Source organism: Candidatus Moraniibacteriota bacterium (assembly GCA_035390125.1).
Classification (GTDB): Bacteria; Patescibacteriota; Minisyncoccia; order Moranbacterales; family GWC2-37-73; genus DAOOTD01.
On record DAOOTD010000002.1, the window covers coordinates 292331 to 313947 of the forward strand.

Consider the following 21617-nt stretch of genomic DNA (forward strand, 5'->3'; position numbering starts at 1 on the left):
GTTATAGATAGTATCTGAAAATTATATTGTTAAAAATTATATATAGCATGAATGTCATCATCAGAACCAGGCCAATAATAAGAGAATATTCAAAATATTTTTGTCCATTAGAGGCTGATCCGTCTCGGGCGAATATTTTCTCCAGAAGAATTCCAAGTCCAGTGAAAACTAAAATAATATGCGAGGTCAGATTCGGGATGAAATATCTTCCGGGAGTTCCAGTTTCAATGTGGCCATCATTATTATGAAAAAACATCCAATCGGCAAATCTTATTCCAAGCTGAAGCAATGCGAGCATTATTAAGAGAAAAACAATGTATTTTTTTTCAGGCAGATGTGAAAACTTTTTTTTCGAAAAGATAAAAAATGCAATTCCGACAGCCGCAATAGCCTGGATAAGCCAGATTATATTGGTTCCATTACTGATACCCCAATTTTTTGTCCATGACAACATGCCCCAATAAGTCCTTGATGACAAGCCAAATCTGCCTATGGTAAGAGTTTTTGACAAATAATCCTTTACAGAAATAAATAGGTTGCAAATATTGGATATATTGTCAGGAAGATATTTTTTAAAATAAATCAGAAGAGAAGCTGTTATGCAGGCAAAAATAAAAAGTGCGATATATTTTATTTTTCTGTTTTTATTCTTTACTTTTTCGTATAAAAAATACATAAACAACAGGGCAGCTCCTATCAAAAGAACAGATGCGGTCGGTTTAGTCAAAATTCCCAAAAAAACCGAAACAATAATCAGGAAAATATTTTTCCAATTCGGTCCGTTTTTCAGAGCCAAGATGCCTCCGAGTGTAAAAAGTGCAAACGTCAAAATCAGCAAAGCATCAGAATTTATGGTTGCATAATAGATCGAAAATCTTGGCTGGAAAGAAACAATAGCTGTCAAAAGCAAACTGTTTTTTGCGGAAAAACCGATATTTTTCGCAATTAAATAAGAAAATAAAATAAAAAGTGTTCCCAAAAAAACTGAAAAAATTCTAATCAGGTAATAACGGACAAGAATATTTTGATTGCCGAAACTTTTTTCTATGACGGTCAACAGGTTATGATATATTGATTTTTTGCCTACTTTGTTTGGAGGATAATATTCATTGTATTGATGCCAATCATTATTGATTATCTTATATTCATTTTTTCCATCATGGCCTTGGATAAAAGAAAAGGTATTGTAAAGATATTCAGTTGCATTGTCATAATCGATAGCCTTAGCTGTTTCTAATACTTCCTGAGAATAATTAAATTTTTGGATTGAATTTTTGTCTTCTACTTTTCTTTCAACAATAGGCCAAGTTACAGGTCGCTGTTCTGATAGATACTGGATGCTACTGTAATGCCTGGCTTCGTCTTGACCAACAAAAATAGGCGTTATGGATGCCAAAAAAACACCTTTCAGAAAAAAGATAGTCAAAATAAGCGCTAAAATAGAAACTGGTTTCTTGAAAAAGGCAAAAAATTGAAATTTTTCCATAACTAAAGTATACTTTAACTATTATCATAAGGCAATAAAAATGGCTATATATTCCATAAAATAATTGAATTTTAATCTTTTAACTTTAAATATTTTATGAAAATTCTCGTAACCGGTGGTGCCGGCTTTACCCGCCCGCATCGCCAGCGAGCATAGAAATGATATGTATTACACATATATTCTAGAAAGTAGCAAGGATAAAAACCTGTATATAGGATGGACGAATGATTTAAAAAAACGTTTCGAAAAGCATAATGCAGGAAAAGTTTTTTCAACAAAAATAAGAAGGCCATTTGAATTAATATATTACGAGGCTTGTCTATCCAAGGAGGCTGCAATAAAAAGAGAAAAATATTTTAAAACAGGTTTTGGTCGTAGATTCTTAAAGAATAGACTTGCTGGCTCGCGTGGCGGGCGGGTAGGATCTAATATTTAAAAAACTAAATTTTAAAAAATATGAAAGTATTGATAACAGGAGGAGCTGGCTTTATCGGTTCTCATATAACTAAAAAACTGCTCAAAAGAGGCGACAGCGTTGTTTGCATTGATAATTTCAATGATTATTATTCTCCGGACATAAAAGAAAGGAATGTCGAACCCTTTTTGGAAAATCCCAATTATAAGCTATATCGTGGTGATATTGCGGATTATGAAATGATGAAAAACATTTTCGAATCGGAAAAAATTGAAAGAGTTTGCCACTGTGCCGCCAGAGCCGGCGTGCGGGCCAGCATTGAAAACCCCTTTATTTATGAAGAAACTAATGTGAAAGGAACCCTTAATCTGCTTCATTTGTCAAAAGAATTTAAAATTGAAAATTTTGTTCTATTCAGCACTTCTTCGGTGTATGGTGAAACAGAAAAGATACCATTTTCTGAAAAAGATGAAGTTAATCCAATTGCTCCTTATTCCGCGACCAAAATGGCGACCGAAATTTTAGGAAAAGTTTACCATCATGTGCACGGACTTAATGTTAATGTGATTCGTCCCTTTAATGTCTATGGCCCAAGTGGAAGACCGGATATGATTCCTTTCAAATTTACGCGCCTTATTGACGAGGGTGGGGAAATCACCAAATTCGGCGATGGAACAATGAAACGTGATCACACTTATATCGATGATTTTGTGGAAGGAACTGTTTCGGCCATAGATAAAATTTTCGGTTTTGAAGTTTTTAATCTCGGAAATTCCAATCCGGTGGAGCTTAATCATTTCATAGAAGTAGTGGAAAATCTTCTAAGGAAAAAAGCGAAAATAAAAAATGTTCCAACTCCTTCGACAGAACTGCCGATAACCTATGCCGATGTTTCCAAAGCCAAGGAAATGCTGGGCTATGAACCGAAAGTAAAAATTGAAGAAGGAATGAAAAGATTCGTGGAATGGTATCAGGAAAATAAAAAATTATACAAATAACATATTTAAAAATAACTTTTCTTAAAGAATAATTCCCAGTAAAATATGAAAAAAATATTTTTTTGGCCTAGGTTTATTTTGTCTGCAAATAGATATATTAATAAAAAAATAAATCATATCTTCTATCATATAAAAATAAAAATAGGAAATATTTTTTGCAATTATTGCTGTAGCGGCATAAAACTTGCTTATTATAATGGTGTACCAAATTTTGGTGACTTATTAAACAAAGATATAATGAAATATTTGGGGGTTAATTATTGTTGTACAAGTTTTCATAAATCAAATTTGTTGGCTATCGGAAGTATCTTAGGAGAAATTACTACTAATAATGATGTAGAAAAATTATCTAATCATGGCATCATAAATATTTGGGGATCAGGTTTTATTAAAAAAGAGACATTAAGTAAAGAACATTTTATAAAAAACGTTAACATACATGCTTTAAGAGGAAATCTTTCAAAAAGTAGATGTGAAAAAATTTTAGGTTTTAATCTTAACAATATTGCACTTGGAGATCCGGGATTGTTAGCGGCAAGAGCTATTAAGTTTGATAATGTAGAAAAAAAATACGACGTTGGTATTGTTCCACATTATGTAGATAAAAATAGTAAGTTTTTAAATAATATAAAATTAAATCATAAAAGTTATAAAATTATAGATGTACAAGATGATACAAAAAAAGTATGCAAGGAGATAAATGAATGTAAACTTATTTTATCTTCAGCTATGCATGGACTAATTGTATCGGATAGCTATGGTATTCCTAATAAATGGATTAGATTATCCGATGATGTTTTCGGTGGTGATTATAAGTTTAACGATTATTATTCTGTTTTTGATATTGCAGGAGTCAATCCGGTTGACTTGAGAAAAAAATATATTATTGATAAAGATATAGATATATTTATTGATAATTATCAAATAAAAAAAGAAGAAGTTTCTAATATTTGTTTAAGATTAGAAGAATCTTTCTCTTATTTATATAAGAATAAAAAATAATTTTTTATTTGATCATTTTTTGAGTAAATCTTATTATTATAACGATTTATATTATCAAGATAAAGCCGATAATGATTTATATTATTAAAAAAATGATACGCAATATTTTATTAAAATATGGGGAAAAAATAGGGATAGATCTTCCATATTTTGTTAAGCATGGATTTTTTGCGACTATGAGGCAAATTGTCGATTTATTGGCTGGATTATTGCTTGCGATTATGTTTGCAAGGTTTGCGACAAAGGATGTTTTTGGTCATTATCAATTTGTCATTGCAATTTTTTCCATAGTTTCAATTCTTTCTTTGCCGGGACTTAATACTTCAGTCGCTAGATCGGCAGCAATTGGAAAAGACGGGGATTATAAAAATGCTGTAAAAAAAAGTTTTATATATAGTCTCTGGGGTATTCCCATTTTGTTTATTATCGGAGTTTTTTATTATTTGACACAGAGCCAAGAATTGGGAATAGCTTTTGCGATCTCCTCATTTTTTTTCCCTCTTTTTTATGCTCCCAATACCTGGGGATCTTTTCTTCAGGGAAAAGGAAGATTTGATGTTTTCTTTAAGTTTGGATCAACCCAGTCAATAATCAATGCAATCATTACAAGCATTGTGGTATTTTTAAACCAAAATAACTTATTACCGATAATATTTACTTATTTTATTACATACACTATTTTTAATGCTGCATATTATTTTAAAAGTTTTAAATATGTCGAAAACGACGAAAAAGATCCAGATGCTATAAAGTATGGAAAATTTTTGACAATCATGAATATTTTTCAGTTGTTGGCTGAAAATGTCGACAAAATAATAGTGGGTCTATTAATGCCGGCATCAAGTCTGGCGGTATATGGGGTAATTTCTATGATACCGGTAAGACTAAAGAATGTGTTTGGGTATATATTGAATATAACTTTTTCTAAAATAGCTTCTAAAAATATTGATATTAAAGATTTATTTAAAAGTAACAAAAAACTTCCATACATTATTTTATTTATGAGTATCTTAATAGGACTTATATATTACGTTTTGATTGAAAAGATAAGTTATTTGTTTTTTGGCAACGGATATTCAGATTTTTATCAATACTCAAAAATTTTTACAGTCTTTATGATGTTATTATTGCCATACTCCTTGCTATATATATATGCAAATGCGAAAAAAATGGTTAAACTTATAAAATCCATATATCCGTTTTTCTTTTTTATCAAATTAATTGTCACAGTAATATTTGTCTATTTTTGGGGGTTGGTCGGGGCTGTAATTGCATATAACATTAACGCTTTTATTTTAATATGTTTGTATTTGATTTATATAAACAGAGATAGTAAAAAACTAGGAACGTTTTAATATTAAATTGTATATAATTTAAAAATATGGCAGATGCAAATGATTATTTCATATACATTATTATCCCCACCTATAATCGTGAAAAAATGATAAAAAGAGCTCTTGATTCTGTTATTTCACAGTCATTTAAAAATTGGAAAGCTATAGTTGTTGATGATGGATCAACGGATGGAACAAAGTTGGTAGTCAATGAATACTCAGAAAAAAACAAAGATAAGATAATTTATAAATATAAAAAAAATGGCGGATCCGGCAGTGCGAGAAATTTAGGCATAGAAACCGTTTTAGCTGAAAATCCGAGCGATAACGCATTGATTTCTTTTTTAGATAGCGATGATGCTTTGTTACCTGGAGCACTTGAATTTGCTGTAAATAAAATAAAAGAGCACCCGGAAATAAAAATTTTTGGTTTTTCTTATCAAGATGATTTTGGAAAAAGAACATCTTTTTTGCTAAAAGAAGAAATGATTCTTAGTTTTGAACAAATAATTAATAAAAAAAATGTACATAGAGATTTCATGCATTTCTTATACGTATCCGTGTTTAAAGAAAATTTATTTAGGTTTCACGATGAATTAAATGGTGGTGAGCAACTTTTATATTGGAATATATATAAAAAATATAAAACATTATTTTCTGGGGAAATTGTGGGCATCTACTATCAGGATTCATTTAATTCTTTGCAACGCTCAATTCTAACTCAAGATGCGATTTCAAATCAAATAATTAAAAATAAATTAGTGATTGATAAATTTGAAAAAGATTTAAAGAAATATAATCAGAAACATTTAGGAGAATTATATTTAGTTTTAGCTAGAATGAAAGCTTTATCCTTCAAAAATAATGCTAGTTTTTCGGATTTTTTGAATGGAATAAGATATAATCCTTTTGATTTCAGAAGAATTTTTTTATATGCCTTGTCACTTTTCGATAAAAAATTGCTAATAAATAACTTTTTAGTTAATTATTTTAGAAAAAAACCATAATTTCTTTAATATATATTATTTTTTTAGTTAGTTTAAAAATATTATAAAATTCTCTAATTCGAATATCAGTTTCTTGTAACTATATCATATATTTTTCTTGCTGTAATTTTCCAATCAAAATTTTGTGCAATTTTAATGCCTTCTTTCTTCATCTTTATTTTTTTTTCTGAATCATTTAATATTTCTTTACATTTTTCATAAATTTCATTTGGATTAAGTGGATTTATTAAAATTTGAGTATTTTGAGTTAGTTCTTTCATTGGATTTAAATTTGATGTAACAACAGGACATCCGCAAGCCATTGCCTCAACTATAGGAAAGCCAAATCCCTCCATTAGGGAAGGAAAAAGAAGAAGTTCTGCGTTTGAGTAAAACATTGGCAATTTTTTTTCTTCTACATAGTTTATAAAAACTACATCATTTTTTAAATCCAGATTTCTAATTATTGAAAGAGTTTTTTGTCTGTATTTTTTTTCAGCTAGTCCTATTTTTAGCAATTTAAGATTCTTAAAATCTTTTTTTAGCAAAGAGAATGTCTTTATTATATTCGCCATATTTTTTCTTGGAATCTCTGATCCTATAGATAAAATATATTTTTCTTGAAAATTTTCATTTTTTTCCAATATTGGTTTAAATATTTTGTGATCTAAACCATTATAAACAACGCTGATTTTTTTCACACTTATTCCTATGGATAATACTTGGCTTCGTGAAAATTTAGATATGCAAATAACCCTGTCGAAACATGAAAGTAAACTCTTCATGGGAAATATTTTATAATAAGCCGGATTATTTTCTAGGTGGTGAATTATAGCGTATTTTTTATTTTTTAATAGATAACATATATTTGCACTTATTGATTTTGGATTTGTAAATAAAAGTGCATTATTTTTTAATTTTCTTAATTTTAAAAAAAGCCTCCATGAATTAAAAATCTCTAAAAAAATATTTAAGATTTTATTTTTAAATACTTTGTTATTTATCTCAAAAACATTTATATTAGCGTTAGGGATATTACGTAACTCATGTACAAGATATCTATTATATGTACCAATAGCATCATTTCTTTTTTCTATAATTACGATTATATTCATACTAAATAAATTGTTCAAAATTATTTAAATATGTCTCTATAGATTTTTCCCAGCGGAATTTTTCTGCTATGAGTTCCTTGGCTGATTTTTTTTGCTCCTCTGTATTTTTATTCAATATTTCTTTTATTTTTTCTGAAATTATTTTTGGATCGGATTTGTCAATCAGGAATCCGTTTTTGTTATCTTCAATCACTTCATCTGCGCCCTCGTTAGGTGTGGCGATGATGGTGCATCCGCAGTACATAGCTTCAAGCAGGGAAGTGGAAAGCCCGCCTCCCATATAGGCGGAATGCAGATAAATATCAGAAATTTTCAAAATGCCAATAACCTTTTCTCTTGATAAATTGCTGAGCATTTCTATGCAACTTTCATTTTTGGAAATTTCTTTGAGGCGGGAAAAATCTTCGCCATCTCCAATTATCAGAAAAACAACCTTATCTCTTGTCTCCTGCGGAAGAATTTTTATGGCATTTATACTGTTTTCTACACCTTTCCATTTATAGAGTCTTCCCGCAAAAGAAATTATTATTTTATCCTTAAATTTTTCTTTTATTTCTGCATCTGGATTAATTTTATCTATTTCTTCGATATCCAGCCCGCGATATATTATAGGGGAATTTTTTCCATCAAATTTATATACGAATTCTTGCACTGCCTTGGAAATAGAAATATTCAGATTGGAAGATTTGAAAATCAAAAACCCAAAAGTATAGTCATACAATTTTGCGATAACGGTTTTAAATTTGCTGGAAAGCAGGACAAAGCCACTGCCATGTTCGATGTGAATCCATCTAGTGCTCTTAATTTTGGAATATATCAAAGCTAAAAGCGAGGTGCTGAAAAATCTGGTGCGGGAAATAACAATATCGAATTTTTTTTCAAATAGCTCTGAAAAAAGATACCAAAATTTTATTGACCAAAATTTCGGCAAGGGATAATTGGAAATTATTTCGAAAGCCGGAAATCGGATAATACTAACTTTACCATCATATCTAATTTCATTTACAGGAGATTCTTTTGGCAATTCAGGCGTAAAAACAGTAATATCTGCCCTTTCTCGGGACAGATATTTATTGAACTCATCGGCATGTGTTTCCAGCCCGCCGATATGCGGAGGATAATATGGGCAAAAAACTAAAATTTTCATAATGATTAAACTTGCAACTTTACAAACCTTATAACTTGATAAACTTATTTACAGCTGATTTTCCAGTATATCTTCGGTCACTCTGCTTCTGCAGGATGATTTTATCCTTGAGTCTGAAATAGATTCACAGATGTTCAGATCTGTTTTTTTAACTGCTTGATTTTTGTAGCAGTAATCCTTGTCTGTTTCTGATTTACTTTCACAATTTTCACTATCTTTAATAGGGGAAAGATCGCAGATGTTCTGGCAATATTTCAGATCGCTGTCATTATCTTTGAAATTCTCACATTCATTGTCGCAGTCCTCGGCGGTAATATTAGCAGAAACTCCTTTCTCATCAATTTCTGTTTTTGTTTCTTCATTTAAATTCTGACTTTCCAAATCGCTATCTGCCTGTTCATTGCTGGTATTGCTTATATTGATTTCCTGATCATTATTAGAAATGCTGTCATTTTGCTCCTGAATTTCTTTTCCAATATTATTTTCAGCGTTAAAATAACGTTCCTTAACTATTGGATAGGAAAAATAAGACATGAAACCCAGAGCTACAATGAATATTAATGAAAAAATTATTTTAAACTTCATATGATTTTTTTAAATAATTTTTTTATTTAAAAATTGATTGTTGAAAATTTAATGGAGTTAATACATCTTCTTTAATGATATATCATCATAATAATACTTAAGTATCCAGTCATAAGTTTTTTTATAGCTTTCCCCGGCTAATTTCACTGAACCGTTGGCAATGAGCCCTACCATATGATTTCCAGAATTAGCTAATGTTTTTGTGCTGTAAGAAGAATGTTTTCCATAAGGATCTTTAACTGAATCGAGCCAAGGGTAAACTTTCGATGCCTTTTCTTTGTAATCGGATATGTTTTTGTAACCTCCCCAATGCCCATCTTCATATCGGCGCGTATATCCATCGCTCCAAGAACAATAAGGAGTAAGTGCTACCTCATCCTTGTATTTTACTATTATACCCTTAGTGTTTTCAGCTGCCTTTTTTATATTTGGGTATTTTTCTTCCCATTCATAGCCCCTATAGATTTGCGAACCTGAGTCGCTTCTAAGAGTGAATCCATAAGGTAAATATTTAGTAGCATTTTCTTTGTACCAATAACCGTAAGTTCTGAAAATGGTTGTCATCACTTTGGTATGTTCAAACGGACCAGTTCCGGTTGTTTCTCCCATGCCCCAAGTATATTGTTCCATTGGCAAAGTATTAATAACCCAAATTCTTCCATCTGTGCTGTTATATTTTATTTTTATTTTTCCCCGATATTCATCATAAGAAGAATCAGGACGGTTTACATCAAAAATCAAATTCGAATTATTTCCATCCTTAGATTCAAAACTTACTTCGCGGTTCAACTCTTTTTCTTCTATAGAGTTGTATACGCGTAAATTTTTATCGCCTGTATATTTTACCCTGGTTGTGCTACTGGCCTTAATTTCCGCAATTTTTTTCCCATCTTTGTCTTTGATAACGTAATCCTTGTTGGCATCTATCTTAAATGATTCATCTTCAAGGTCATCTTTTGAATAGCTCCACAGTCCAACAGCAATTTCTGGCCCATAATTTGTCTGAGAAACAGATTCATCTTTTGAAGTAGTTGAATCCTCTGAAACATCCGCATTTTTTTCGGGAACCCAAAAAAATGTGCCCTTATCAGTCCAATCGCTATCAGTGAGTATGGAACTTTTCTCTTCAGTGCTGGTAGTATAAAAATATTTGTTGTTCTTTAAATTTTTCAGTGCATAAACAGGCACAGTGTCTTTTTGGCTGTCATTGGCATAGGCATAAAAAGCTATACCTTGGTCAGTCCATTTTGCCTTATCTTTTATAAGACTGTCACGTTTTTCTTTTGAAGTCGTGTAATAATAGTATAAATATTTTTTTCCGTATATTTTATAAACAGGAGTGGTATTTATTTGTTTTGTTAAATATGCATAAAATAAAATGCCCTCACTTTCAAAATCGGAATTTTTCAGTAGGCTTGTTTTTTCAGATTCAGAAATGGTCATATAACGAAAAGTTCTTGATTTACTCCAAAAAGCATAAACGGGGGAAGGAGAAACAGAAGCTTCAGCTGACTTAATATCTAGATAAAAAAAAGTTAAAAAACTTGCGAAGATAGATAAAACAATTATTTTTTTCATTTTTTTTGTTTTTAATATTTAAATTCTGTAAAATTATAAACTATTTTTTATCTATTTCTTTTAAGGCCTCTTTTCTGGTGACTTCTGATAAACCTTGTTCCAGTCTTTCGATGGCTGACAGTAATTTAAAAATAATTAGGAATATTAGCAAAAATCCAGTAAGGATTACTGCATTAATATTTCCCTTAAGTCCGAAAATATCAGCTAAAATGTTCGTGGCTTTGGGAAATAGGGCAATTGTGCACATACCTCCCCATACAATTATTCTTACGAATACTTTCAGGAAAGTTTGTCCGCTTTTTCCTTGGACAAAAATCTTTATCCCCTGAAAAATCATAAAAACAGATATGAAAACTACTATAATTTGGTAAATATGTATCTTCATGGAAAAGATTTCAATTGATTAATTTAAAAAACATTTTATACAAAGTCTTTATAGCATTTATGGGTCCCTGCTTGTGGATTTTTCCCATGGAATATTTAGTGTATCTGACTGCAATGGGAACTTCTTTGAATTTTAATTTGTAAAGATAAATTTCACGGATGACTTCACTGTCATATTCATATCGGTCTCCCTTAGTATTTATTACACCAGCTGCTTTTTTAGAATAGGCTCGAAATCCAGATTGACTGTCGGTGACCCAGAGACCGAAGAGATACCAAGTAAAAAAATTTCCGATGTGATTAGCGGCAATCCTGTGCCAAGGCATCCCTTTTGTATTTTTAAGGCGTGTTCCCAAGACAACATCGCAGTGGTTTTGGATAATCGGCTCAGTGAGTTTTTCTATGTCTCTTGAGTCATGCTGGCCATCCCCATCCATTGTAACAATAATTTCGGCTCCAAGCAATTTGGCCGCTTCAATGCCGGTTTTTGTCGCTGCTCCTTTCCCGCGATTTATTTTATGGCGAAGGGAAATCGCACCTGCATTCTTAGCTTTTTCCTGGGTTTCATCACTGCTTCCGTCGTCTACAACAATGATATTTTCATATCCGGCATTTTGAACTTCTTGAATGACATCTTGGATAACGCTTTTTTCATTAAAGGCGGGAATTACGATGTATATTTTATTCTTATTATTTTCTGTCATATGCTTTATTGTAGCCAAATAAAGCAAAAAAGCAAACTAAAATGAATTATTGACAAAAGCCTTTTTATTCAGTATCATTTGTAATTAAGAATAAATTAATCTAAAATCTTAGGAGGGAAAAATATGTCAGGACCAGGTAATCCATTTCTTGTGAGAAGAAGGAAAAAATGCTGGTTCTGCAGGATTTTTCCTTTAATAAAATTGAAAAAAAAGATAAAAAAGAAGAGGGTTTGAGAAAGAAGTTATTTAGAAGTTTTTCAAGAAGGAGGCATTATGTCGAAAAATAATCTTAGCAGATTAAAATTAGAGAAAAAAAGTGTTTCTCAAACAATATGCGATTTTTTTAAAGACGTGGTAATCCCGCCGAAAAAAATAAGAATGTCGCAAAAAGATTTCGGGATAAAATTATCCCGGGTCATCCACAAATAAAAATCTGTTTTCAGATTGGGCCGGTACTCAATAGAGTACACGGCCTTTTTTATTGGACAATCAGGCTTTAAATTTGTTATTATTCTTAAAGAAATCTATAACTTATTTTTTATGAAACAAACACAACTTTTTACAAAGACTCGCAAGGAAGCGCCTAAGGATGAAGTCAGTGCCAATGCGCAGCTTCTGATCAGGGCCGGATTTATTAATAAAGAAATGGCAGGCGTGTATAATGTTTTACCTATGGGCTTAAAGGTAATTAACAAAATTTCTGACATTGTCAGGGACGAGATGAATAAAATCGGTGGCATTGAAATGCAATCTACAGCTTTGCAGAAGCAAGAAGTTTGGGAAAAATCTGGCCGATGGAGTGATGAGGTAGTGGATAATTGGTTTAAGACAAAATTAAAAAACGGAGCAGAACTTTCACTGGCTTTTACACACGAAGAACCAATGTCGAATTTAATGAAGAGTTTTATTTCTTCCTATAAAGATTTGCCTGTTTATCCATATGATATTCGGACAGTTTTTCGCAATGAAGCTCGGGCAAAGTCTGGGATTATGCGTGGCCGTGAATTTTTTTGGAAAGCTCTTTATTCGTTTTCTAAAGATGAAACACAACATAACGAGTTCTATGAAAAAGCCAAGATTGCATATCAAAGTATTTTTGAGAGAGTCGGGTTAGGAGGAAAAACTTTTATAACTTTTGCTTCTGGCGGATCTTTTTCTAAATATTCTCATGAATTTCAGACTGTGAGTGAAGCCGGGGAAGACATAATTTATATTGATAAAGACAAAAAAATTGCTGTTAACAAAGAAGTTTATACCGACGAAGTATTGAAAGACTTAGGACTTGAAAAAGGCAAATTAGTCGAAGAAAAAGCTATTGAAGTAGGGAATATTTTTTCTCTGGGTTACCGTTTCTCTGAACCTTTCGGATTGAAATATAAAGATGAAAATAGCGAAGAAAAAATGGTTTTCATGGGTTCATATGGAATCGGAATTTCTCGCCTTATGGGAACGGTTGTGGAACTTAATCATGATGAAAAAGGAATTGTTTGGCCGGAAAATGTGGCGCCGTTTAAAGTCCATCTTCTGAGTTTGGGCGAAGATGCAGAAGCGGAAAAAATTTATAGAGAACTTCTTGGAAAAGGGATTGAAGTTTTGTTTGATGACCGCGATGTAAGCGCTGGCGAAAAATTTGCCGACAGCGATCTTATCGGAATTCCATATCGCGTGGTCGTCAGCAAAAAATCTTTAGTTGCCGGCGGAGCTGAAATTAAAAAAAGAAATTCAGAAAAAACTGAGATTGTAAAAATCAAAGAATTATTGGAAAAAATCAGCTAAATTTTTTTATGGAAATTACTCTAAGCAAATATGCCGGTTTCTGCGAAGGCGTGGAACGGGCTTATGCTATTGTTGAAAAAATAGCAAAAAATCCTGAAGTAAAAAGGCCTATTTTTGTTTTGGGCTCCCTTGTGCACAATGATGATGTGGTCAGGAAAATCGAAGATATGGGCGTAAAAAAAATAAGCGTTGATCCTTATATGATGAATTTTTTGAATTCTGCTAAGGATAAAATCGGAACCTTAATCATTACAGCGCATGGAATAGGACCGGAAATATATGAATTTGCCAATAAGAATGAAATAAATCTTGTTGATACAACTTGTCCTAAGGTTATAAAAGTCCAGCGCTTGGCGGAGAATTTTTCAAAAAGGGGCTATCAGCTGGTTATCATAGGGGAAAAAAACCACAAGGAAGTCAGGGGCATATTTGAGTGGGCTAATGGGGGAGCTTTTATTGTTGAAAATCAGGAAGATTTGTATGCTCTTTTTCTCGATCCGGAAAAAAATATTGCAGTGGTTTCACAAACAACTCAGGATCGTGAATTTTTCAATGAAAGTGCCAGATATATATCAGAAAAATATCCGCAGGCAGAAATTATTGATTCAATATGCATGACTACTCATGACAGACAAGCTGAAGTTAGAGATATTGCACAAGAAAATGATGTCGTTATTGTTATTGGTTCTCCAAAAAGTGCTAACTCAAATCGTCTTTGGGAAATTTCCAAACGTATGAATCCAAAATCATATTTCATAGAAAGAGCAGATGATCTGAAAAAAGACTGGTTTGCTGGATGTAAAAAGGTGGCTGTGACTGCAGGGGCTTCCACGCCTAATTTCTTAATAAATCAGGTTAAAAATAAAATAAATAGCTATGAATAAGAAATATAAATCTAAAATAGTGAAAGTTGGCCCGTATTTTTTAGGCGGAAACAACCCAGTGCGGGTTCAATCAATGTGTACTACTGATACAAGAAATGTAAAAGCTACGGTCAAGCAGATTTTAGCGTTGGAAAAAGCCGGATGTGAAATTATCCGCGTGGCTGTTCCTGATATGATTGCTGCCAAAGCGATTGGCAAAATAAAAAAGAAAATTCACATTCCGTTGGTAGCTGACATTCATTTTGATTATAAATTAGCGCTTGAATGTGTGGCTCAGGGAATAGACAAGATCAGGATTAATCCTGGGAATATCGGCTCAGAAGAAAAAGTGGAAGCTGTGGTTAGAGCTTGCAAGGCTAAAAAAATTCCGATCAGGATAGGGGTCAATTCGGGCTCAATCGAAAAAGATTTGCTGAAAAAATACGGCGCAACTCCCAAAGCGGCAGTTGAATCAGCCATGCGCCACGTGAAAATTCTGGAAAAATTTAATTTTCATGATATCCTGATTTCCATAAAATTTAGTGATGTGTCAAAAATGATTGAAGCCTACCGCTTGCTGGCTCGAAAGGTCAGCTATCCTCTGCATCTCGGTGTGACAGAAGCCGGCACCTCTTATGTGGGCATAATCAAAAGTGCAATCGGAATCGGAGCGCTTCTTAATGATTGCATCGGAGCGACAATCCGTGTTTCTCTCACAGCTGATCCTTGCGAAGAAATAAGGCCGGGGTTTGAAATACTGAAAGCGCTGGGGATTAGAAAATATGGTCCGGAAATAATTTCCTGCCCGACTTGCGGCCGGACAGAAATTGATCTTATTGGTTTGGCGAAAAAGGTGGAAAAAATCATGGCTGATTATAAAAAACCGATCAAGGTTGCAGTTATGGGTTGCGTGGTCAATGGTCCCGGAGAAGCGCGTGAGGCGGACATCGGTATTGCCGGCGGGAAAAAAGCCGGGGCAATTTTTCTGAAAGGCAAAGTCATCAAATCTGTTCCGGAAAAAAATCTTCTGTCTGAATTCCTGAAAGAATTAAAAAAAATTTCTTGAAATTGGAATATCAATAAAAAACAAAAAAGAGCCTGCTGATTTTTTTAAATCGCAGGCTCTTTAAAAAAGAAAACATTTCGGGCTAAAAATATAACTCCGGATATAGCAACTGGGTTTCATACTTTATGGCACAAATCCCATTGCGCTCTTCATCCCGATTGGAACAATGAGCTACATTGTAGGGGCTTCTTTGTTGAGAAAAGGACAAAGGATTGCTGTCGTTACCTCCGTATTTATTCCGTATTGTACCTTCGGGTGCTTTTACCGGAATTGGAGGACCGAACATTTCCTTGACTCTTGTTGCCGCATTGTGACCGACAACAACTACACTGAGAGAAGGACCGTTTTCTCTGCTATCCATATCTCTGCAAAGCCATTTTTTTACAGCAAGGCCGATCTTCACAGGATCATTTGTGCCGATAATATCTTTTGTATTTATACCAGCTTCCTTGTTGTCTTTGAGTACTCTAAAGCCTATATTCTCTAACCACTTTTCATCAGATGGGTAGAAATAATCGTACCAAAAATGTTTGTCCCTTTCAATGAATTTTTTGCGGAATATTGTGAAATTTATTCCGGTAAAAATTGAAAGAATTTCCTCAATCAACTCAGGTTTTTTTGTGATATAGGGCCTGAAGACAATCAGATTGTAATCATCCTGCGGCAAAAGTTTGAACTTTCTGCCATTGACTTTTTTGTTTCCGCTGTTGGGTTCTTTAACCCTGTACTTTTTGTCAGTCATTTACCACCTCTCTTCTCCTTTCGGATTTTATTTTATTTTTAATTTTCTATAATTCCCTAAAACAATAACATTATTATCCTGATTCTGGCTTAATTTAGGGAATAAGTCAAGATTGAGCTGAGTAGCTTTCCCTACTTGACAAAATTGGTTTTTAGGAGTATAATAAAAAGTTACCATTAAGGTGACAACTGTAAACTTAAAAATAAAAAAATGTTTATATAGGAGGGAGAAATAATGAGGAGAATACTCTATTTGGTTATTATGATAGTTTTTTCAGCGAAGTTTGCGTTTGCGTTTGATTTCAAAGCTGCGGATGCAGATTACGCAGGGGATGACGAAATTTTGTCTGAATCAAATTTTGGAATTTCCGGTGAGGTTTTCGCCAGCAACGCCTATGTGGGCGATGATGGCGGAGTTTATTACAGGGGCTTGATTATTCAGCCCTGTGTAACTGTTTCTCATAATCCCTCTGGAATTTATGCCAGTGTGTGGGGATCGATCGCTCCTGGCCAAAGTCCGACATCGGACAATGGCGAGGGGAACAATGCCGGAAATGAAATTGATTTCATTCTGGGGTGGGCAAAGGATTTTGAGAAAGTAAAAGTTGATGCATCCTATGCCTATTACAAGTTGTTTCCTTTAAACAAGTGGGGAAATGGAGACATTCATTCTTTCAATTTGAAGTTCAGTTATGCATTAACGGAGAAAATTACTCCGTATGCGAAATTTATTTATGACTGTGTGGATGGAGAAAGAGAACAAAACGGTTTTATTTATCGGGTTGGTTCAACCTTTGATTTGCATGAAAACCTAAGAATAGACATTTCATTCGGCGGTCATGGTACGGTATTTGGTACCAGAGAGGAGATAATAAGTTCAGGCAAAGTATCAGTTTCCTTTCCGTGGGTAATTGAATCAGTAACATTGGCGCCCGAAATTGCATACCAGAAACGTATGGGATATGAGCCTGAAAATGGCGGGCTTTCAGAGGACATCTTATATGCAGGCGTAAGAGTCCAATTCTAAGAATCATGCTTGCAAATCGGCTATGGTTGCGAAAAATTCGCACCATAGCCTTTTTTATTTTCCATAAAGAAATATTTGTGATATAATAATTAAAAATAAAAATATGGATAAAAAATCTGCAATTTTTTTAGCTACATTTATCTCGCTCATCATAATATCGGTATGGGTGACTTTTATTCGCATATATGTTCAGAAAGATTATATAATCCAAAATCAGATAGACTGCGATCCGACAGTCGATGCCTGTTTTATTTGGGAATGTGATCCTGAATCAACAGAAGAAGGGGAAGCTTGCACAGGGGATCCGGAAATGGACATTTGGTATTATGCGGTTGCACAGAGAAAAGCCAACATGATTCCGGAATGTGATCCTGATGATGAAAACTGCCTTCCCTTTGAATGTTTGGAAGGGGAAGAAGATTGCAGCGTAACTTTTTGCGATGAAATAACTAAGGAAGAACAGGGAGTAGAATGCAATGATCCAGTGCAATATAATATTGATAATCCAGCTGAAGAAGAGGAAGAATCTGAATGCGCTGAAGATGATGAAGAATGCCTAGCTGCCGAAGAGGAAGCTGCAGAATGTGAAGAAGGTGATGAAGAGTGCTTAGCTGCTAAAGAGGAGGAAGCAGATGCAGAAGAAACTGCTGCAGAAGACACGACAGAAGAAACTGCTGCAGAAGAGGCTGAATAAAACGACATAAATCTTACAGATTTTTAAAAAAGAAGCATTCCTGCTTCTTTTTAAAAACCGACTTTATTTTTTATTCTTTAGAGTGCTGAGAGAAATGGAAGAGGTGGAATACAGAATTTATAAATGAAACCAAAAAGGTACCTGGCTTCTTTTGTTTTACTGCTTTAATATTATAATATATCACGGTAATTTCAAAGGCAAAATTCCTGTTAAAGTATTGACAAAAATAAATTAAGATGTATAATTACGGGTATGAAGAATATAATGACAATTAGGCAACATTGTGACACTTCTATTTTATAGAGGGTTTTTGTCTTTATTTTTCATACAAATAAAAAATGAAATAAAAATAAAATTAAAGCTCTCTTTAGAGGCTTTTATTTTTATCCAAAATGGTTCTTTAAAAAAGAAAATCATCAAACACGTCTTTAAACTATGCAAAAAAAGAAAGGAGAAACAATGAAAAGAAAAATTCAACAGCTTAAACCTCTGAGTGGCTTTATGGAACTACTTCCAGCAGAACAAATCTTATTTAACCAGATGCTCGATATTGTCCGCAGGAACTATGAACTTTTTGGGTTTATTCCCCTAAGTACTCCTCTAATTGAAAAAGAAGAAGTTCTTATGGCAAAAGGGGGAATTGAAACGGATAAGCAGATTTATCGCATTCAAAAGGGTAAAGTTGATTTGGCTTTAAGGTTTGATTTAACTGTGCCATTGGCCAGATATGTTGCCCAGTACTATGCAGATCTGCAATTTCCTTTTCGCCGTTACCAAATCGGTAAGGTTTTTCGGGGAGAAAGAGCGCAGAAAGGACGATATCGTGAATTTTATCAATGCGACATTGATATTATTGGAAATGAAACATTGAGCTTGGCAAACGATGCTGAGATTCCAGGAGTCATTTATGCAACCTTTAGGAATCTTGGATTAGGAGCATTCACTATCAGAATCAATAATCGTAAAATTTTGAACGGATTTTTTCAATCTCAGGGCTTAGAAAAGCAGGCGATGGAAATTTTACGCATTATTGATAAGTTTAAAAAAATCGGCAAAGAGCAAGTCAAAAGTAACCTTCTTTCTTTTGGTTTATCCATAGATCAAACAGAAAAGATCCTTAGCTTCATTACCATTGAGGGTGAAAATGACCAGATTATTTCTCAGCTATGTGAATTTGGAGTTACCAATGCCATCTTCATTGAGGGTGTCGATGAATTAAAGCAAGTTTGTCAAATGGTAGGTCTTTTTGGGGTACCAAGAGAGTGCCTTAAAATAGATTTAGCTATTGCACGTGGTTTAGATTATTACACGGGCACTGTCTATGAAACCACTCTTAATGATTGTCCAGAAATTGGCAGTATCTGCTCTGGCGGCAGATACGATAATCTGGCCGAAGCATTTACTGACAGAAAATTGCCTGGTGTTGGGATATCAATAGGATTTACAAGACTGTTCTCCCAACTCAAAGATGTGGGTGTAATAAAAGCTGGCAATTCGACGCCTGCTCGTGTAATGATTATTCCCATGGATAACCAAGTGGCAAGGGCAGTAGAAATATCTGCAAAGTTCCGTGCTAATGAAATTTCAACTTTTGTATATTTGGAGCAAAAAACGGTTGGCAAAATTTTTAAAATTGCTGACCGATTGAAAATTCCCTTTGCTTTAATTATCGGTAATACTGAAGTTGAACAGGGGCTGGTTTCTTTGAAAGATATGGCGAGTGGTTCACAGGATGTATTTTCTGCTGAAGAAGCAATTGACAAAATACTTTCATTAGAAATAAGGAGGTAAACTGATGATGAAAGAAGAATGCCCTGAAAAAAAAAATCGAATTTATCTTCAATGGCATTTGACCAACAAATGCAATAATGGATGCAAACATTGCTACCAGCATGCGCACCAAGGAGAGGACGTGAGATTGGACGATGCTGATGCAATTATAGGTGATTTTATAGAGTGTTGCGACGCATTCGATGCTCTACCAGTTATTGCACTGACAGGCGGTGATCCGATGCTTCATAATCATTTTTGGGACATTTTGGCTAAAGTTAAGGCAGCCTCTCAATCTTTGACCAAATTTAGTTGTGTTAGCATTCTAGGAAACCCAGAACTTCTCGATGAAAGAAATATTTCAATGTTGGCGAAGCTTAACCTAAAGCATTTCCAACTATCTATAGATGGTATGGAAAAAAAGCATGATGAAATCAGATACAAAGGCAGTTTTCAAAGAACCATGCAAGCTATTAGGGATCTTTCTAAAGCAGGAATACCAGCATATATCATGTCCACTCTTTCTGCACACAACTTTCGAGAAATGTTTGATGTCATGAAAGCCGTTTATGAAAATGGCGCTCAGCACTGGATGTTTGCTCGCTGGGTTCCGAATCAGGGGGATTGTGGTATTCCAGCTAACGAGTACATGCGATTTATAAAGAAAATTTTGGAAGAGCATCTGCAATATGAGAAGAAAGGATATAAACAGCTCAGAAAAGAACCGCTTATTTCTATTTGTCGGCAGGATTCCCTTGGTATTGAACAGGGCGTTGTTAGTGGGGGATGTGGAATGGGATCGTCTACTATGACGATGTTGCCAGACAAAACATTGATGGCATGCAGGCGACATCCAGGCAGTACCATAGGAAAATGGAGTCCACAAAGCAATTTCCTTTATCATTTTGTTGATAATCCAAAAATGGAAAAGTATCGAAGAGTTGAGGAAATTGAAGGATGTCGAGAGTGTAAACTTTTGAAATACTGTCGGGGATGCAGAGCGGTTGCGTATGTTGCAACTGGCAGTGATTTTAAACATGATCCCCAATGCTTGTTGCATTGTCATAAATGAAAGGAGGTGATAAAAACAGGTCAATACGGAAAGTAGGTATAGCAAACAAGTAAAAATAACCGCTCACCAAAAGGAGCTTATTATGCAGAAAAAAAAGAAGGTAAAATACATCAAGGTTACCAATGATCAGAAGACTAAGATCAGGGATCTTGTTGCAAAAGGCTTTGTTTTTAATGGCAAAGCTCGTGTCTGTGGTCACTGCGATTTTTCTTGCGGTGATTAAAAACTATTCGAACTAGGTAGGAGGGTGGCAGTAAATATTGCCACCCTCCAAAAAATTTATTAAAATATTAAGTATGTTTATTTTTGATAAAGTATATAAAAAGAATAAAACTTCTCAAAGTGAAAATACCAATTCGTTTGTTAAAAAGGCCTTGAGATATATAAAACCAGATAGCAGGGGTCTCGATTTGGGTTGCGGTCAAGGACAGAACATTTTTTATTTTGCGAGTAAGAATTTTAAAATGACAGCGGTTGACTTATCAAATATTGCTGTTAAACAAATAAAAGAGAGAATTTCTGAACAAGATAGTAAGAATATAGAAGTTATACAGGCAGATATTTCCAATTATGATATAGCTTCTAACTATTACGATTTTGTAGTCTGCCTCAATGTCTTACAATTTTTGGATAAAAGAAATATTATAAAATTAATAAACAGGGTTAAGAATAAAATAAAAAAAAATGGAATAATAATAATTTCTTCTTTTACCAATAAAGATCCTTCAAATAAAACAAAAAAAAGATCAATCAAATACCACTTTAAACAAGGAGAGCTTGCGAATATGTTTAGAGACTTTGAGTGTCTGCATTATTCGGAAGGTATAGTTGTAGACAAAGGTCATCCAGGCAAAGAAGAAAAACATATTCATGG

At 33.6% G+C, this 21617-nt stretch carries 22 protein-coding genes; 14 read left to right on the forward strand and 8 right to left on the reverse strand.

Going from position 1 to position 21617, the window contains the following annotated elements:
• Position 1: 1 nt before the first annotated feature.
• Positions 2–1486 carry a glycosyltransferase family 39 protein gene (locus tag PLR68_03460; GenBank protein HOW60777.1) on the reverse strand — a complete coding sequence of 495 codons (1485 nt, stop codon included), beginning with the start codon at positions 1484–1486 and terminating at the stop codon, positions 2–4.
• A gap of 163 nt (positions 1487–1649) precedes the next feature.
• On the opposite strand from PLR68_03460, the gene PLR68_03465 reads away from it, so the two are divergent.
• From PLR68_03465 to PLR68_03485, 5 genes are all read left to right on the forward strand, one after another.
• Complete coding sequence (locus PLR68_03465; GenBank protein ID HOW60778.1) at positions 1650–1922, forward strand: GIY-YIG nuclease family protein; 273 nt, start codon at positions 1650–1652, stop codon at positions 1920–1922.
• Between the two features lie 20 nt (positions 1923–1942).
• Positions 1943–2899 (forward strand): GDP-mannose 4,6-dehydratase, encoded by a 957-nt coding sequence (locus PLR68_03470; GenBank protein ID HOW60779.1) that lies wholly within the window; start codon positions 1943–1945, stop codon positions 2897–2899.
• A gap of 45 nt (positions 2900–2944) precedes the next feature.
• Positions 2945–3901, forward strand: coding sequence for a polysaccharide pyruvyl transferase family protein (locus PLR68_03475; protein ID HOW60780.1), 957 nt, complete (start codon positions 2945–2947; stop codon positions 3899–3901).
• 92 nt (positions 3902–3993) lie between these two features.
• Positions 3994–5256 carry an oligosaccharide flippase family protein gene (locus PLR68_03480; GenBank protein HOW60781.1) on the forward strand — a complete coding sequence of 421 codons (1263 nt, stop codon included), beginning with the start codon at positions 3994–3996 and terminating at the stop codon, positions 5254–5256.
• Between the two features lie 26 nt (positions 5257–5282).
• Positions 5283–6242: a glycosyltransferase family A protein gene (locus tag PLR68_03485; protein HOW60782.1), complete on the forward strand. Its 960-nt coding sequence runs from the start codon at positions 5283–5285 to the stop codon at positions 6240–6242.
• 65 nt (positions 6243–6307) lie between these two features.
• Here the strand turns inward: PLR68_03485 and PLR68_03490 are convergent, their stop codons facing one another.
• From PLR68_03490 to PLR68_03515, 6 genes are read right to left on the reverse strand one after another with little or no spacing between them, the layout of a single operon-like run.
• Positions 6308–7336: a glycosyltransferase family 1 protein gene (locus tag PLR68_03490; GenBank protein HOW60783.1), complete on the reverse strand. Its 1029-nt coding sequence runs from the start codon at positions 7334–7336 to the stop codon at positions 6308–6310.
• A gap of 1 nt (position 7337) precedes the next feature.
• On the reverse strand, positions 7338–8483 hold the full coding sequence (locus PLR68_03495; protein HOW60784.1) for a glycosyltransferase family 4 protein: 1146 nt from the start codon (positions 8481–8483) through the stop codon (positions 7338–7340).
• Between the two features lie 48 nt (positions 8484–8531).
• Positions 8532–9068: a hypothetical protein gene (locus tag PLR68_03500; protein HOW60785.1), complete on the reverse strand. Its 537-nt coding sequence runs from the start codon at positions 9066–9068 to the stop codon at positions 8532–8534.
• A gap of 57 nt (positions 9069–9125) precedes the next feature.
• Positions 9126–10646: a SpoIID/LytB domain-containing protein gene (locus PLR68_03505; GenBank protein HOW60786.1), complete on the reverse strand. Its 1521-nt coding sequence runs from the start codon at positions 10644–10646 to the stop codon at positions 9126–9128.
• A 40-nt stretch (positions 10647–10686) separates the two neighbouring features.
• Positions 10687–11031, reverse strand: coding sequence for a DUF2304 domain-containing protein (locus PLR68_03510; GenBank protein HOW60787.1), 345 nt, complete (start codon positions 11029–11031; stop codon positions 10687–10689).
• Between the two features lie 10 nt (positions 11032–11041).
• Positions 11042–11734: a glycosyltransferase family 2 protein gene (locus PLR68_03515; protein HOW60788.1), complete on the reverse strand. Its 693-nt coding sequence runs from the start codon at positions 11732–11734 to the stop codon at positions 11042–11044.
• Positions 11735–12274: 540 nt separating this feature from the next.
• Here PLR68_03515 and PLR68_03520 point away from each other — a divergent pair.
• The 3 genes from PLR68_03520 to ispG are packed head-to-tail and all read left to right on the forward strand — an operon-like array spanning position 12275 to position 15439.
• Complete coding sequence (locus tag PLR68_03520) at positions 12275–13510, forward strand: His/Gly/Thr/Pro-type tRNA ligase C-terminal domain-containing protein (GenBank protein ID HOW60789.1); 1236 nt, start codon at positions 12275–12277, stop codon at positions 13508–13510.
• Positions 13511–13518: 8 nt separating this feature from the next.
• Complete coding sequence (locus tag PLR68_03525) at positions 13519–14394, forward strand: 4-hydroxy-3-methylbut-2-enyl diphosphate reductase (GenBank protein ID HOW60790.1); 876 nt, start codon at positions 13519–13521, stop codon at positions 14392–14394.
• Positions 14387–15439, forward strand: coding sequence for a flavodoxin-dependent (E)-4-hydroxy-3-methylbut-2-enyl-diphosphate synthase (ispG, locus tag PLR68_03530; protein ID HOW60791.1), 1053 nt, complete (start codon positions 14387–14389; stop codon positions 15437–15439). Before PLR68_03525 ends, ispG begins: the two co-directional genes overlap by 8 nt.
• An 82-nt stretch (positions 15440–15521) precedes the next feature.
• On the opposite strand, the gene PLR68_03535 is transcribed toward ispG, so the two are convergent.
• The gene (locus PLR68_03535; protein ID HOW60792.1) at positions 15522–16181 is read right to left on the reverse strand and encodes a nucleoside-diphosphate kinase; all 660 of its coding nucleotides are present in this window, start codon (positions 16179–16181) and stop codon (positions 15522–15524) included.
• 261 nt (positions 16182–16442) lie between these two features.
• Between PLR68_03535 and PLR68_03540 the strand changes: the two genes are divergently transcribed.
• The 6 genes from PLR68_03540 to PLR68_03565 form a co-directional block, all read left to right on the forward strand.
• Complete coding sequence (locus PLR68_03540) at positions 16443–17207, forward strand: hypothetical protein (protein ID HOW60793.1); 765 nt, start codon at positions 16443–16445, stop codon at positions 17205–17207.
• Positions 17208–17310: 103 nt separating this feature from the next.
• The gene (locus PLR68_03545) at positions 17311–17901 is read left to right on the forward strand and encodes a hypothetical protein (GenBank protein ID HOW60794.1); all 591 of its coding nucleotides are present in this window, start codon (positions 17311–17313) and stop codon (positions 17899–17901) included.
• Positions 17902–18336: 435 nt separating this feature from the next.
• Positions 18337–19692, forward strand: a complete 1356-nt coding sequence (hisS, locus tag PLR68_03550) for a histidine--tRNA ligase (GenBank protein HOW60795.1) — start codon at positions 18337–18339, stop codon at positions 19690–19692.
• Positions 19693–19696: 4 nt separating this feature from the next.
• The gene (locus tag PLR68_03555; protein ID HOW60796.1) at positions 19697–20743 is read left to right on the forward strand and encodes a radical SAM protein; all 1047 of its coding nucleotides are present in this window, start codon (positions 19697–19699) and stop codon (positions 20741–20743) included.
• Positions 20744–20825: 82 nt separating this feature from the next.
• Entirely contained in the window at positions 20826–20966 is a 141-nt protein-coding gene (locus PLR68_03560; protein HOW60797.1) for a hypothetical protein, read from the forward strand.
• Positions 20967–21039: 73 nt separating this feature from the next.
• On the forward strand, positions 21040–21617 hold a 578-nt coding region (locus tag PLR68_03565), incomplete at its 3' end, for a methyltransferase domain-containing protein (protein ID HOW60798.1).

Bases quoted from the DNA above. Each gene is read 5' to 3' on its own strand.
- PLR68_03460 (HOW60777.1), bottom strand. From the start codon at position 1,486: ATGGAAAAATTTCAATTTTTTGCCTTTTTCAAGAAACCAGTTTCTATT.
- PLR68_03465 (HOW60778.1), top strand. From the start codon at position 1,650: ATGTATTACACATATATTCTAGAAAGTAGCAAGGATAAAAACCTGTAT.
- PLR68_03470 (HOW60779.1), top strand. From the start codon at position 1,943: ATGAAAGTATTGATAACAGGAGGAGCTGGCTTTATCGGTTCTCATATA.
- PLR68_03475 (HOW60780.1), top strand. From the start codon at position 2,945: ATGAAAAAAATATTTTTTTGGCCTAGGTTTATTTTGTCTGCAAATAGA.
- PLR68_03480 (HOW60781.1), top strand. From the start codon at position 3,994: ATGATACGCAATATTTTATTAAAATATGGGGAAAAAATAGGGATAGAT.
- PLR68_03485 (HOW60782.1), top strand. From the start codon at position 5,283: ATGGCAGATGCAAATGATTATTTCATATACATTATTATCCCCACCTAT.
- PLR68_03490 (HOW60783.1), bottom strand. From the start codon at position 7,336: ATGAATATAATCGTAATTATAGAAAAAAGAAATGATGCTATTGGTACA.
- PLR68_03495 (HOW60784.1), bottom strand. From the start codon at position 8,483: ATGAAAATTTTAGTTTTTTGCCCATATTATCCTCCGCATATCGGCGGG.
- PLR68_03500 (HOW60785.1), bottom strand. From the start codon at position 9,068: ATGAAGTTTAAAATAATTTTTTCATTAATATTCATTGTAGCTCTGGGT.
- PLR68_03505 (HOW60786.1), bottom strand. From the start codon at position 10,646: ATGAAAAAAATAATTGTTTTATCTATCTTCGCAAGTTTTTTAACTTTT.
- PLR68_03510 (HOW60787.1), bottom strand. From the start codon at position 11,031: ATGAAGATACATATTTACCAAATTATAGTAGTTTTCATATCTGTTTTT.
- PLR68_03515 (HOW60788.1), bottom strand. From the start codon at position 11,734: ATGACAGAAAATAATAAGAATAAAATATACATCGTAATTCCCGCCTTT.
- PLR68_03520 (HOW60789.1), top strand. From the start codon at position 12,275: ATGAAACAAACACAACTTTTTACAAAGACTCGCAAGGAAGCGCCTAAG.
- PLR68_03525 (HOW60790.1), top strand. From the start codon at position 13,519: ATGGAAATTACTCTAAGCAAATATGCCGGTTTCTGCGAAGGCGTGGAA.
- ispG (HOW60791.1), top strand. From the start codon at position 14,387: ATGAATAAGAAATATAAATCTAAAATAGTGAAAGTTGGCCCGTATTTT.
- PLR68_03535 (HOW60792.1), bottom strand. From the start codon at position 16,181: ATGACTGACAAAAAGTACAGGGTTAAAGAACCCAACAGCGGAAACAAA.
- PLR68_03540 (HOW60793.1), top strand. From the start codon at position 16,443: ATGATAGTTTTTTCAGCGAAGTTTGCGTTTGCGTTTGATTTCAAAGCT.
- PLR68_03545 (HOW60794.1), top strand. From the start codon at position 17,311: ATGGATAAAAAATCTGCAATTTTTTTAGCTACATTTATCTCGCTCATC.
- hisS (HOW60795.1), top strand. From the start codon at position 18,337: ATGCAAAAAAAGAAAGGAGAAACAATGAAAAGAAAAATTCAACAGCTT.
- PLR68_03555 (HOW60796.1), top strand. From the start codon at position 19,697: ATGATGAAAGAAGAATGCCCTGAAAAAAAAAATCGAATTTATCTTCAA.
- PLR68_03560 (HOW60797.1), top strand. From the start codon at position 20,826: ATGCAGAAAAAAAAGAAGGTAAAATACATCAAGGTTACCAATGATCAG.